This is a genomic window from Radiobacillus sp. PE A8.2 (assembly GCF_045635475.1).
Lineage (GTDB): Bacteria > Bacillota > Bacilli > Bacillales > Amphibacillaceae > JBJGXI01.
Map to the genome: position 1 here is coordinate 88,301 of NZ_JBJGXI010000003.1, position 14,016 is coordinate 102,316.

The following is a 14,016-nucleotide window of genomic DNA, read 5'->3' on the forward strand; positions in this document are numbered from 1 at the left end:
ATGTATGCCTGTCTGTACCTTTTATGACTACCTTATATTAAATGATTTTATATAATAGAACCCCTTGATTGACTATCCTTGTGAACAGAAAGAACCACTGCCCTTACTAGGACAGTGGTTCTTTGTTTACACATATTCTATTATTTAACCGCGAGATACGTACTTACCATCAGATGTACTGATCACCAGTACATCACCTTCGTTTACAAAGAATGGTACTTGTACTATTAATCCCGTTTCTACTGTAGCTGGTTTTGTTCCGCCACTTGCTGTATCACCTTTAATACCAGGTTCTGTTTCGGTAACGGTTAATTCAACGTTATTTGGAAGCTCTAAACCAATTGTTTCACTTTGGTAGGTCATAATAAAAACTTCCATGTTTTCTTTTAAAAATTTTAATTCATGTTCAATTTGATTCGTCTGTAATTCAATCTGTTCGTATGTGCTCGTATCCATAAATGCATGGACATCGCCTGAAGCATATAAATATTGCATTTTACGATTTTCGATATGTGCACGGTTAACTTTTTCACCAGCACGAAATGTTTTCTCTTGAATACTACCGTTTCTTAGATTACGAAGTTTGGAACGAACAAAAGCCGCTCCTTTACCCGGTTTCACATGCTGGAAATCTACCACTTGCCAAATGCCATTATCGACTTCGATTGTTAATCCAGTTTTAAAATCATTAACAGATATCATAAAATATAATTCCTCCTCAGTTGTCTTTATATGTTCGTGTTCAACAACCTCTATAAAATAATTAATTCTTTTGTTGAATTTGTAAGACATTGGTTGCCATCTTGCTTCACAACTGTATCATCTTCAATCCGACATCCACCAACATTCGGTACGTAAATACCTGGTTCTACTGTAACAACCATTCCTTCTTCTAATACAAGCTCAGAACGGAAAGATAATCCGGGTCCCTCATGAACATCCAAGCCAATCCCATGACCAGTAGAGTGACCAAAATATTTTCCATATCCTTTTTCATCGATATGATCTCTCGTTAATGCGTCAGCCTGTTTTGCAGTGATCCCTGCTTTTAGACCAGCCATTCCTTTTAATTGTGCTTCAAGAACCGTATCATAAATTGCTTTTAATTCATCATTAATTTGTCCAACAGCTACCGTGCGTGTGATATCAGAAATATAGCCATTATAGAGTGCGCCGAAATCAAGCGTAACTAATTCGCCAGAAGCTATTTCCTTTGTTGAAGCCACACCGTGTGGTAATGCAGAACGATATCCAGATGCTACGATAATATCGAAGCTAGAGGATGTAGCTCCTTCTTTCCTCATGAAAAACTCCAATTCATTGGCAACATCAATCTCTTTAACACCAGGCTTAATAAAGGTGAGGATATGTTCAAAAGCCGCATCGGCAATATTCGCTGCGGTTTGAATAATACGAATCTCATCTTCTGTTTTAATTAATCGAAGTTTTTCGACCAATCCATTTGTGGGCACAAGTTCTGCATCAATGGCTTCTTTATATTGTTCGAAAACACCATAAGTAATGTCGTCTTTTTCAAAGCCAATAGATTTTAAATTTAAGCTCTTAATTTGAACAGCGATTTCCTTATTAATCGGTTGCTTATGCTCAACAATTTTAAGGTCTTCTGTTTGGTCATTTGCTTGTTCTATGTATCGAAAATCGGTAATTAACATCGCATCATCTTGACTGACTAATACAACACCAGCTGTACCAGTGAACCCAGTCATATAGCGACGATTTTTTCCATTGGTAATTAGCATACCATCTAAGTTGTTGTCACGTAATGCTTGCCTGAGTTTCGTAAGTTTCTCCATTTCCCTCTTCCTTTCTATAGCTTAGTCTTGCTCCATAAATGCTAACGCAGCTAGCTTGTACCCTTTAAAGCCAAAGCCGACAATTTGTCCGATACAAACAGGAGATATCATGCTGTGGTGGCGAAAGGATTCGCGCTGGTGCACGTTAGAAATATGCACTTCTATAACAGGAACAGAAACAGAACTAATTGCATCTCTCAATGCAATACTAGTATGTGTATAGGCCCCTGCATTAAATATGATCCCTTCGTATTGTCCGTCCGCTTCATGTATATAGTCGATTAGCTTTCCTTCTTCGTTGGATTGAAAAGCATCTAATCCGTATCCAAAGGATTTGACCAATTCCTTCATACTATTTTCCAAATCCGCTAACGTCTCTGCACCATAAATGTCCGGTTCCCTTTTCCCCAAACGATTCAGGTTCGGTCCATTTAATAATAGTAATTGTTTCATAACTAATCGCTCCATCCCCTATTAGAATATCGCCCTTACTAGTTTATCACAATCTATGCAGATTTGAATAATGTTTTAATTAGGTTGATTAGCTTGATTGTCTTGATATTCATATGAAATGCTATAACCAATAAAGATTCCATAAAGTAAAAATAAACATAATGTAGTTACGATCGTATTACTATCTAATTCAGTCATCGCGGGTACATTCGGGAATACCGGTTGTAAGAGATAAAAGATGATAAACCATAGCGCAATGCCATAAATCCCACTGACCATTATTCCAGGATACTTTTTTAATAACCCATAATAAACAATAGCGGTTATAATTGAGATGATTCCGATCACAGTGACAGCAATAAGCTCTCCTAACCAGCCATCCGACCAATCTGTTTGTAGCCAAGAGCGTAAAATAAAGGTTGCTGGTGATACAGAGCTGAAATTAAAGTAAGAGGCAATCACACCTATAAAACTCCACAAGACCCCCCCAACAAAACCCGTGAGTAACGATTTACTTAAAAATGACATCGGCTTTTCTTGTTTGTTTTGTTCTAATTTTTTATCTTCCATCTTATACACCTCCAATTATTATCTTCACCAATTATCTTTTATTCCATCCATATTTTTTTTGTATATCCTAGTAAACTAAAGTAGTATTTTCATGAATATTTTTCCTCTTACAGGAAAGAATTTAAGATAACGGAAAATATTTGATGATTACCATACCACGATTGAATAGAATCGATCCTTGTTGTTGTCTAAGAATTTATTGGTTAATTTAAAATCAAGGTTTGCTACAACGCAATTGATTTTGTGTTGTATAAGCTGTTTGTCAGATTTACTCACATTAGCGGTTGTCTTGTAGATAAAGGACAAGTTGTATATCAATTTTTTCCTCATCTATTGTCATAGGACTATCATTCCAAGTATTACAATAATTAATAAGCTTTCTTAAAAGTAGGGTTCGAAATATTGAACAACCTTTTAACGGAGTACTTCATTAATTGGAACTATTGGACTATAATTGTAATAACCTATAAATAACTAGCCTAGCATCACAAATACTAGACATTCTATTCATTTTTTAATAAAAAGGGTCGAAAACTGATCACAATAAATAATAAGTGGTATATATGAAAATAAGATTTCCAGTGTAAAGAATTTGACTTGAAAGGAGGATTTGTCGAATGTTTCGCAATAAGTTAAATCCGATCATTTTATTGCTTATCACCCTTGCCCTAGTTGGACTGGGAACACAACTATTCACAAATACTGCTTCCCTTGTCACAAACTTATTAATAATGGTAGCAGTAGGTGCCCTAGTTTATGGAATTGTTTATTACTTTGTGATTAGGAAACGTACATCGAATGATATTAAAAAATACAAAAAAGCCGTAAAACAATCGAAAATGAAGTATAAACTAGAAAAACCAGCCCAAAAAAGCTATGCTAATGCAGCAAAAAAACAGTCACCGTTATTTAAAAAGAGCGGTAAATCAAAGGCAAACGCTCCACACCTTCGTGTCATTGAAGGAAACAAACAAAAACGTAAAAAACGAGCATTTTAATAGCTCGTTTTTTTTGTTGATTATAAAATTAGTGTATAAGTAGCCTCTGCGTTAACTTACCTCTATGTGGCATAGTACGCCACGCCGAGAATTGCCTTAAGCTTGTCGGAGGTGATCAGGCGCCTCCGCTTTTGATCTCGGCCAGCTGCGGCGCCTACCTCCTCGAGGTCTTAAGGCAATCCCCTATGTGGCATAGTACGCCACGCCGAGGATTGCTTAAGCTTGTCGGAGGTGATCAGGCGCCTCCGCTTTTGATCTCGGCCAGCGACTAGCGTGACTTCCCTCACCTCCGTACGTCGCTTATCGGCGCACTACGCTTTTGATTATGGCCAGCTTTTCAAGAATTCTTTTGCCCGTTCTTTGCCTAACTGAATTAATTTCTTTTTGTCATCTTCTGTAAGCGAGAAATCGGATGATTCGACCTCTTTTACTGGAATGAAAATAATATTAGCAGCATCTCTTTTTGCTATATAGCGCGTGTCATGTGCATTCATCATTGTTAAAAATATAGAATGAATGAAACTGAACGCATTTTTAATCTTTCTTTCTGGGATCGAATTTATCTGCTCACTTAGCTTTACCCCTAGTATTGGACGAATCAATTCATGGTTCTCTTTCTCTAACACCCACATTGGAAAATTACTTAACAAACCTCCATCTACCATTACACTGTAGCCTATTTTTTTATTTGGTAGCTTTACCGGAATAAAAAAATAAGGAAGCCCAATACTCATACGGATTGCTTTTGAAATCAGAAATTCGCTTGGGTCTTTATTATAAATCCTTTGTAGATCATCAGGGACAACAACTAACCTACCTAAAGATAAGTCTGTTACTATAATTTTCAATTTTTCTTCTCGTAGATCTGCAAATGTATAAACACCCTTTGCAGCCAATTTTTCATATAGCCATTTTTCTAATACATCTCCCTGATACAATCCCATCGTAAAATAAAGCTGAATCCATTTCATTACGGGCACATATTTCCCTAGCTTGGTTGGGTCTAAAAACTTCTCCAATTCAACTTCATCCAAGGCTTCTTTTATTTCAGATGAAGTATAACCGGCGGCTAAAAAACTCGCTAATATGGAACCTGCAGAAGTTCCCGCTAACCTTTCAAAGACGAATCCCTTATCTTCAATTGTATCCAGCGCTCCAAGAAATGCGAAAGCTTTAACACCACCACCTGAAAAAACACCATCAATTTTCATGTTTGCTCACCCTAATATACTTTTCTTACATATATAAGGGTCATCTATTTAACTTAGAACTAAAAACAAAAAGCTTTACTAAATTTCAGCAAAGCTTTTCTACAAAACGGTTATTCACTTTTATTGTGGAGCTCTTCCAATTCTTTGACACGTTTTGGATTCTCTTCAAAGTATTGAACTAAATCACCAATTCGATCAATCGAATTCCAACTTAAGTGATGCTCAATGCCCTCTACATCTTGATAAATTTTGTCTTTGTCGACACCAATCAACGCTAGAAATTGCTCTAACAATTCGTGCCTGTAGACAAGACGTTTGCCAATCTTCATACCTTTTGAAGTTAAGATAAGACCTCTATATTTTTCATAATTTAAATATTCGTCTTTATCAAGCTTTTGAACCATTTTAGTAACGGAGGATGGGTGTACTTGAAGCGCCTCAGCGATGTCTGAAACACGTGCATATCCTTTAGAATCAATCAGTATGTATATTTGCTCTATATAATCTTCCATGCTTGGTGTTGGCATATGGATCCTCCCAATTCGCATTTATCCTATCAATAAAAGGATACACCAGTTTATACTACGAAACAAGGTATAAACGGTTTATGAACCTGACAAGTATTTATCTAGTACAAACGTGTATGATCGATGAGAAAAGTGCGCGGGGCCCTTTTACCGACATACGGACTGGGACTCAAAACAAGAAAACCTTCTTGTTTCTGCGGTGCCTGTTCAGAAAGAGCTTTCCTTAGTGCTATTAATCGCACACAGCGAAAACATTTGCTAGACCCCGGACCTATAGAGGTGAGGAAAGTCTAGCTAATTGGTGACGCTGGAGCTAGACTTCCCTGAATTTTATACTATCTTGTATGAGAAACAAGAAGAACCACCGAATTAATCGCTGGTTCCCTTGCTCAATCTATATTATAAACCACATTTTAACTGGGCATTACAATTCGTACACGTATTACATCCACCGATATCTTCCACTGTCCCTTTTCTGCAAACAGGGCAAGTATCGCCGACCTCAGATCCAATTGTAACATTTGTTTTCTTCAGTTCATGAATCGTATCCATCAGAACAACATGTGGCTTTTGCCCGTTATTTTGCGCATCATGATTGTCCTCATCAAAGCTATTGTCTTCTGCTTTTAACGTAAGAACTTGTGAATCACGGCTTCCATCTACATAAACCGTGCCACCTTTGGCACCACCTTTATACAATCGTTGGTACACACCCTCTACTTGTTCTACGGCATAGCCTCTTGGTGCATTTACTGTTTTAGAAATAGAGCTGTCAACCCAGTTTTGAATCACACATTGAGTATCTGCATGTGCTTCAGGTGCTAAATCCATCGCTGCCACAAACCATTTTGGCAAATTATTCGGATCTGCTTCAGGATGTTGATCCAAGTATTCTTGTACGATATCTGCTTTGACCTCGATAAATTTCCCTAATCTACCACTTCTAAAGTAAGAAAAAGAGAAATATGGCTCAAGTCCCGTGCTAACACCTACCATCGTTCCCGTGCTGCCAGTAGGTGCAACGGTAAGCAAGTGTGAATTTCTAATACCGTATTTTAAAATATCTTCACGTAGATCATCCGGCATTTTTTTCATATAACCAGTATTTATAAAATTATTGCGTAGTTCTTGTGTCTCTTCATCTGTTCTACCAATTAGGAAAGGAAAGCTACCTTTCTCTTTTGCAAGCTCAACAGACTCCCTGTAAGCTGTCGTTGCAATTGTTTCAAATATTTGATCGACAAGCTGATTTCCTGCTTGGGAACCATACTCTGTTTCACAATAAATCAGTAAATCATGGAGACCCATGACACCTAGGCCAACACGTCGCTCGCCAAGTGCTTGTTTTTTGTTTTCCTCTAAGAAGTATGGCGTAGCATCAATCACGTTATCTTGCATTCGCACGCCTGTTCTTACGGTTTGCTTCAACTTTTCAAAATCTACTTTTTTGTTCGCTTTGTCTGCAACAGAAGCTAAATTCACAGCAGCTAAATTACAAACAGAAAATGGCGCAAGTGGTTGTTCTCCGCATGGATTCGTTGCCACGACTTGCTGTCCATAGGCTTTTGCATTTGTCATGTCATTGGCATTATCGATAAAGAAAATACCTGGTTCAGCCGAGTATGTTGCACAAATATTAATTAAATTCCATAATTCCTTTGCCTTAATCCGGCGATAAACACGAATGTCATAGCCCAGTTCTTCCCATTTTCGAACATCGCCATATTCATGCCACGTTTGATTGTAAGCTTCCATTTGTTCTGCTGAATAACCTTCTACGTTCGGGAAACGAAGATCATAATAATCATCATTTTCAACAGCTAGCATAAATTCCTTTGTCAAACAAATAGAAATATTTGCCCCAGTTAAAAATTCTGCATTGTGAACATTATACGTACCACCCGTTATTAGCTTGTCTTCTGCTTCTTTTATTGCTCGCTCCGGGAAACCACCAAGACCTGGCATCGTTTTATAATTAACGATACCTTGATACATATCGCGTTCTGTCTCTGTTAACGGTGTAAACTTTAATTTTTCCTTAGCCAAATATTTGATTTGTTCGTCTTCGCTATTTTCAATTAGAAAACGTAATATTCTTGGGTTTTGCATTTTTGAAATAATAAATTCGATAATATCGGGATGCCAATCTGAAAGCATAATCATTTGAGCTACGTATATTGCGTTGGTTCGTTACACCAACTCTTTATGTCTCCATAAAGGTTAGACCATATCTTGCACTACCCGTGCCCTCGCACTTCGGAACTACTTAGTTCCTACTCTACTACCTTCCGCTAAATTAGCGTGGTTTCGATGGTCGTTGAACCTTCCCCATATCCATAAGAGTTAGAGGCTTGGCTGCTGATTGTCTTGTTACTTCAGATTTTTTAGCTCTCACGTTTACCGTTTCCGATTCCGTTGTAGCTCTCAAGTATTAAAGAGTTCCCAGCAATTCACGAGGTTTTTTTATAGACGAGGCACTCGTTACCTTTACCACGTCTTGATCCGCCTTGCTCAACTAAATGTGTTAATTTTGCAATATCATCTAACCAAGATACCGATCCGGAAGACTTGCCATTAACACCGCGTGCTAAAGTATTTCGTGGACGCAATGTAGATCCATTCGTACCAACGCCACCACCACGGCTCATTATTTCCATTACTTGTTTTCTGTGATCAGAGATTCCTTCACGTGAATCCTTAACATAAGGCATTACATAACAGTTAAAATAAGTAACATCAGTTTTAGCACCGGCACCATAAAGCACACGCCCTGCAGGAATAAAATTCAAGTTAGAAAGTTCGTGGTAAAATTTCTCGAACCATGCTTGTTTTGCTTCTTCATCCGTTTCTACTTCCGCTAAACCAGTCGCATTTCGCAGTGCGATTTGTTCATAATAGATTTCTAATGGTTTATCGATCACATCTAGCGAACGTGTGACAACACCTGTTGTAGCTTCTTGTTCATTGTCAAGTACCGTCACAAACTCTTGGTTAACTTTAATGTCTGCTTGTTTGGTCTGCCAATCAACAGATTTTACGAACCCAAACCCTCTAGCAGGGAATTTAGGATCTGACTTTACCGTTAAAACAACAAAGTCCCCTTCTGATAATGTCAGCTTTTCTGTGTCCTTAAATGCATAACGATCAAGCATTACTAGCCTTGATACCCCTTTATGCGAAATAGACATATCACTCGTTACTGGATGTACTTGTGGAAATAAGCTAATATCCTTGTTCAGCTTGTCCACATTAATCTCTAAATTTTTCTCAATAACAGCACCCATGAATAGCATCTCTCCTGTCCTTATATATAGAATCATGTTGTTTTTCTCTATATGTAGATTTATTATCTAATTTAACACTTCAGTATAAATAAAACAACATATAGTGTTTGGAAATATAAATATATACTATATCTTGTAAAAAGAACATTACAAACAAAATTTGTCAAAGTTGAAATTTTACATGAGCAAGTGAAAATCAACGAAAATCAAAGATATAACAATTGTATTTGAGTGGGAACAATAATTTTGTGGATTGCATTATAAACAAGTTAGGAAATCCGCATAAATAAAGGATTCCTAAAACAATGATGATCACTTTTCGAAAAAAAATGAGTAAAAAGTAGCAGACGGATATTTTCTTGAAGATAAATTAGCTAAAAAATGCTATACTAGATGATGAGCAAAAATGAGACAAGACATAAATGGGGGAAGATGCAGATGGAATTATGGATTTTACTCGTACTATTGGTAGGTTTAATCTTATATTCAGTATTTCGTTATCTAAAGCAAAGAAAAGTCCTAAAAACACTAACAGAAGATCAGTTTCGCGAAGGCTATCGCAAAGCTCAATTAATAGACGTTAGAGAACCAAAAGAGTTTGAAGGCGGCCATATCCTTGGTGCCAGAAATATTCCGTTAACGCAAATGAAGCAACGTTTAATTGAGTTAAGAAAAGACAAGCCTGTTTATTTATATTGCCAAAGTGGTGCCCGTTCTGCTCGTGCCGCAATGCTGCTAAACAAAAAAGGCTATCAAGACCTTAACCACTTGCAAGGCGGTTTTAAAAAGTGGAATGGTAAAATTAAAAAAGTAGAAAAGAGCCAATATTAATTAGAAACCCGAATCGCTATTACAGGATTCGGGTTTTATTATGAAAATTTCCAATCAAAACATATATTTTACTGTGTGAACTTTAAGGCTCATAATCAGACCAACTGCTACCATACAAGTAATTAACGAACTACCACCGTAACTAACAAACGGAAGACCAATTCCGGTAATTGGCAATAAACCAATGCTCATACCTATGTTCTGAAATACATGAAAGCTAATAAATCCAACAACACCAGCACCAAAATATTTGCCAAAGTCTTCATTATAATTTAGTGAGGTAACTATAATCTTCGCTATTAATAGAAAAAACAACAAAATTACTATGCTGGCACCAATAAAACCGTACCTGGAACCAATAACTGCAAAAATAAAATCAGAATAAGCATATGGAACATCTGTAATGGTATGAAAACCGTCTAATTGTCCCGCTCCAATACTAGTCATCGACTGCCTTAGTTGATAGCTTGCATCCAAGTATTGGTAAGGCTTTAACCATCCGTAAATTCGTTCCGACTGATAGTCAGATAACACTCCGACAATTTTATCAAAGAAAAAATCTGGTTTATAGAAATACATATATATTAAAGATGATAAAAATGCGGTCGGAATGGAAACAATCAACATGAGCGTTGTTAATCTTATTTTAGAAACAATTAGTATACAACAAAACATAAACAGGAAAGTGAGCATACTACCGAGGTCTGGATATTCTACTAAAATCAAAATAATTGGCAGTAATACAAGTATCATCTTCCCTACTAAGTAGAACTCATTACGTAAGCTTTTTTCTCGATCGCGATGCTTATCAACAATGTAGCTTGTCATTAAAATATACCCTATTTTCATAAACTCTGCTGGTTGTAAAGAAAATGGTCCAATACGATACCAACCTTGTGCACCATTGATTACTGGAGATATACTTTCTGGCAAAATTAATATTCCAACGAGCATCAACAAACAAGCAAAATAAATAAACATTGACAACTTTTTATAAACACTTAAGTCAACAAACATCATTCCAAAAAACAATACAAATGAAACACAATAATAAATAACCTGTGTTACTACATAATTATCGTTCGTTAATCCTAATGCATGTGCCTCATGTAACGAAATAAAACTAATAATAGCAAATAAAATAATCAACAATAAAAGATTGTAATCAAATTTGCGTGCTATTGAATGTTCCATAAATCTATTTACCCCATTTAAGTATAAGAAATTATTTTAACTACATATACAGCTTCAAAACAACAATAGCTATTACAACCGATTTCACAATTTTCATTTACGAATGAAAGTCTGGTTGATGCGCTTGTCTTCTCCAACGTAAACTCTAAGTCTAAGTCTAAGTCTAAGAATAGAATAACATGAAATTAGAAAATAACTCCAAATTTTTATAGCATTTGTAAAGTACACTTCTTTTATTTGAAAGATTCTTGTTAGGAGGCAAAGAAAAACACCCATTATACTTGAGAAACATAATCTCAAAATACATTGGGTGGTTTTCACTAAGTTATTATTAATTTCGTTTATACTTTAACACTGGCTTCCTAGCCGCTGTCGCTTCATCCATCCGCTTCACAATTGTCGTATGCGGTGATTCCTGAACGATTTCCGGGTTTTCCTTCGCTTCATTCGAAATGTGTAGCATTGTTTCGATAAAACCATCTAACGTTTCTTTCGCTTCTGTCTCAGTAGGTTCAATCATTAATGCCTCTTCTACATTTAATGGGAAATAAATTGTCGGTGGATGATAGTCAAAGTCGAGCAAACGTTTAGCAATATCAAGTGTACGTACACCGAGCTTTTTCTGCTTTTTACCCGATAACACAAATTCGTGTTTACAATGCTGCGGATATGGTAGTACATATTCATCTTGCAGGCTTCTCATCATATAGTTAGCATTTAAAACAGCATATTCACTTACTTTTTTAAGCCCTTCTGCACCCATTGTGCGAATGTACGTGTAAGCACGTAAATTAATACCAAAATTACCATAGTACGGTTTTACGCGCCCAATTGAATCTGGTCGATCATAATCAAATACATATTGATCCTCACGTTTGGTCAATACTGGTTTTGGTAAATATTTAGCTATCTCTGTAGTTACACCTACAGGACCAGAACCTGGGCCTCCACCGCCGTGCGGACCAGTGAATGTTTTGTGAAGATTAAGGTGAACCACATCAAAGCCCATATCTCCCGGGCGTACATAGCCCATAATGGCATTTAAGTTTGCTCCATCATAGTATAGCTTTCCACCTGCTTGATGGATAATTTTAGCCATTTCTAGAATTTCTTCTTCAAATAACCCTAATGTATTGGGATTTGTCAGCATTAATGCAGCCGTATCCTCACCAACCACACGTTTCAAATCATCAAGGTCAACGAGTCCTCGTTCATTGGTTTTTACGGTTACTGATTCAAAGCCAGCTACCGTTGCTGACGCCGGGTTTGTTCCATGTGCAGAGTCAGGAACAATGACCTTTGTTCGTTTCGTATCGCCATTTGCTTCATGATAGGCACGGATCATCATCAGTCCCGTCCATTCCCCGTGCGCACCTGCTGCTGGTTGTAAGGATACCTCGTGCATACCTGTAATTTCAGCTAAGGAAGTTTGTAAATCATACATCATTTCCAGTGCACCTTGAACTGTTTTTGTATCCTGATATGGGTGAATATGACTAAACCCATCCAGTCGAGCCACATCTTCATTGATTTTCGGATTATATTTCATCGTACAAGATCCTAGTGGGTAAAAACCAGAGTCAACGCCATAATTTCGTTTAGACAGACCTGTGTAGTGACGAATAATTTGCAATTCACTTACTTCAGGCAACTCAGGGGCATCTTTTCGGATATATTGATCTGCTAGTTCCACACCTAAATCAGTCTCTGGTACATCTAAAGCTGGCAAACTAAAGCTCGTTCTTCCTGATTGGCTATTTTCGAATATTAATGGAAAATCTTGATTAACCAACGATATCCCCCACTTCCTGAATAAATGTATCGATCTCTTGTTTACTTCGCTTCTCTGTTACAGCTACAAGCATTTGACCATGATAGCGCTCATCTACTGTTGCTAAGTCATAGCCTCCAATCATTCCTTTTGTGAGCAATTGATCGTTAACATCAGGCACCGATTGTTTTACATCAATCACAAGTTCATTAAATAAAGGTCCATGATAAGCAACTGTAATGCCCTGCTCTTCTAGCCTTTTTTTCGTATAATAGGCTTTTTGCATATTTAACCATGCCATTTGCTTCACGCCTTGCTTACCAAGGGAACTCATCGCCACAGACGATGCAAGTGCATTTAATGCTTGATTTGAGCAAATGTTAGATGTCGCCTTATCTCTACGAATATGCTGTTCGCGTGCTTGCAAAGTTAACACGAATCCTCTTCTACCTTCTTCGTCTAGCGTTTGCCCAACTAAACGTCCTGGCACTTTACGCATTAATTTGGTCGTTGTTGCAAAATAACCACAATGCGGACCACCATATTGGGCGGGAATACCAAATACTTGTGTATCGCCTACAACAATATCAGCTCCAAATGCTCCTGGTGGTGTTAAATAACCGAGAGCAAGTGGATTGCTAGATACGATAAACATCGTTTTCTTTTGAGCTGCGATTAACTGTTGTACTTTTTCTAGTGGTTCAATTTGTCCAAAAAAGTTAGGATACTGAATGACAACACTAGCAGTATTCTCATCCAATTCTTGTTCAAGAGCATTTAAATCAGTCATACCCTGATTGTGATCAATTTCAACAACCTCTAGGCCTTGACCTTTGGCATAGGATTGAATAACCGCACGTGACTCTGGATGTACTGTTTTACTTACGATAATTTTGTTTCTTTTTGTAGTTGCACCACTTAGATTAACCGCTTCTGCAAGTGCAGTTGCACCGTCATACATAGAAGAATTGGCCACATCCATTGCCGTTAATTCGCAAATCATGGTTTGAAACTCAAAAATCGCTTGTAGCTCCCCTTGTGAAATCTCAGGCTGATAAGGGGTATATGCAGTATAAAACTCTGAACGCGAAATTACATGGTCGACAATCGAAGGTATGTAGTGGTCATACACACCAGCACCAAGGAAAGACGTATGTGTTTTTAGGTTAATATTTTTGTTCGATAACTCGGTTAACTCTTTCATTAATTCAGGTTCACTTGTTGGCTTTTTAAGTGCCAGCTCTCTTGTCATCCGAACCTGCTTTGGAATATCTGAAAACAACTCCTCTGTGGAGTCAATTCCAATCTTATCGAGCATATCCTGCTTATCTTGTTTTGTCATAGGTAAATAGCGAAATTCCAC

General features: G+C 37.3%; 12 protein-coding genes and 1 pseudogene. 2 read left to right on the forward strand and 11 right to left on the reverse strand.

Annotated features, from left to right (window positions below):
• Nucleotides 1-144 precede the first annotated feature (144 nt).
• The 4 genes from efp to ACI6MV_RS02710 all read right to left on the reverse strand — a co-directional run bounded on the left by efp (nucleotide 145) and on the right by ACI6MV_RS02710 (nucleotide 2,837).
• Nucleotides 145-702: an elongation factor P gene (gene efp / locus ACI6MV_RS02695; protein ID WP_407268352.1), complete on the reverse strand. Its 558-nt coding sequence runs from the start codon at nucleotides 700-702 to the stop codon at nucleotides 145-147.
• Nucleotides 703-752: 50 nt separating this feature from the next.
• Nucleotides 753-1,814, reverse strand: coding sequence for a M24 family metallopeptidase (locus ACI6MV_RS02700; RefSeq protein ID WP_407268353.1), 1,062 nt, complete (start codon nucleotides 1,812-1,814; stop codon nucleotides 753-755).
• Nucleotides 1,815-1,835: 21 nt separating this feature from the next.
• Nucleotides 1,836-2,267 carry a type II 3-dehydroquinate dehydratase gene (gene aroQ, locus ACI6MV_RS02705; protein WP_407268354.1) on the reverse strand — a complete coding sequence of 144 codons (432 nt, stop codon included), beginning with the start codon at nucleotides 2,265-2,267 and terminating at the stop codon, nucleotides 1,836-1,838.
• Between the two features lie 75 nt (nucleotides 2,268-2,342).
• On the reverse strand, nucleotides 2,343-2,837 hold the full coding sequence (locus tag ACI6MV_RS02710; protein ID WP_407268355.1) for a YqhR family membrane protein: 495 nt from the start codon (nucleotides 2,835-2,837) through the stop codon (nucleotides 2,343-2,345).
• Between the two features lie 617 nt (nucleotides 2,838-3,454).
• Between ACI6MV_RS02710 and ACI6MV_RS02715 the strand changes: the two genes are divergently transcribed.
• Nucleotides 3,455-3,835: an SA1362 family protein gene (locus ACI6MV_RS02715; RefSeq protein WP_407268357.1), complete on the forward strand. Its 381-nt coding sequence runs from the start codon at nucleotides 3,455-3,457 to the stop codon at nucleotides 3,833-3,835.
• Between the two features lie 323 nt (nucleotides 3,836-4,158).
• Here the strand turns inward: ACI6MV_RS02715 and ACI6MV_RS02720 are convergent, their stop codons facing one another.
• The 4 genes and pseudogenes from ACI6MV_RS02720 to ACI6MV_RS02735 all read right to left on the reverse strand — a co-directional run.
• Entirely contained in the window at nucleotides 4,159-5,046 is an 888-nt protein-coding gene (locus ACI6MV_RS02720) for a patatin-like phospholipase family protein (protein ID WP_407268358.1), read from the reverse strand.
• Between the two features lie 110 nt (nucleotides 5,047-5,156).
• Entirely contained in the window at nucleotides 5,157-5,573 is a 417-nt protein-coding gene (gene mntR, locus ACI6MV_RS02725; RefSeq protein WP_407268359.1) for a transcriptional regulator MntR, read from the reverse strand.
• Between the two features lie 399 nt (nucleotides 5,574-5,972).
• A complete protein-coding gene (locus tag ACI6MV_RS02730) occupies nucleotides 5,973-7,751 on the reverse strand; it encodes a vitamin B12-dependent ribonucleotide reductase (RefSeq protein ID WP_407268456.1) in 1,779 nt (592 codons plus the stop codon).
• A 311-nt stretch (nucleotides 7,752-8,062) separates the two neighbouring features.
• Nucleotides 8,063-8,857 (reverse strand): annotated as a pseudogene (locus ACI6MV_RS02735) (ribonucleotide reductase N-terminal alpha domain-containing protein); the annotation flags it as partial.
• Between the two features lie 438 nt (nucleotides 8,858-9,295).
• On the opposite strand from ACI6MV_RS02735, the gene ACI6MV_RS02740 reads away from it, so the two are divergent.
• A complete protein-coding gene (locus ACI6MV_RS02740; protein ID WP_407268361.1) occupies nucleotides 9,296-9,688 on the forward strand; it encodes a rhodanese-like domain-containing protein in 393 nt (130 codons plus the stop codon).
• Nucleotides 9,689-9,742: 54 nt separating this feature from the next.
• Here ACI6MV_RS02740 and ACI6MV_RS02745 read toward each other — a convergent pair whose 3' ends face one another.
• The 3 genes from ACI6MV_RS02745 to gcvPA all read right to left on the reverse strand — a co-directional run bounded on the left by ACI6MV_RS02745 (nucleotide 9,743) and on the right by gcvPA (nucleotide 14,016).
• Nucleotides 9,743-10,882 (reverse strand): FtsW/RodA/SpoVE family cell cycle protein, encoded by a 1,140-nt coding sequence (locus tag ACI6MV_RS02745; RefSeq protein ID WP_407268362.1) that lies wholly within the window; start codon nucleotides 10,880-10,882, stop codon nucleotides 9,743-9,745.
• 331 nt (nucleotides 10,883-11,213) lie between these two features.
• Nucleotides 11,214-12,674 (reverse strand): aminomethyl-transferring glycine dehydrogenase subunit GcvPB, encoded by a 1,461-nt coding sequence (gene gcvPB / locus ACI6MV_RS02750; protein ID WP_407268364.1) that lies wholly within the window; start codon nucleotides 12,672-12,674, stop codon nucleotides 11,214-11,216.
• Nucleotides 12,667-14,016: an aminomethyl-transferring glycine dehydrogenase subunit GcvPA gene (gene gcvPA, locus ACI6MV_RS02755; protein ID WP_407268366.1), complete on the reverse strand. Its 1,350-nt coding sequence runs from the start codon at nucleotides 14,014-14,016 to the stop codon at nucleotides 12,667-12,669. The genes gcvPB and gcvPA overlap by 8 nt, the downstream gene beginning before the upstream one ends.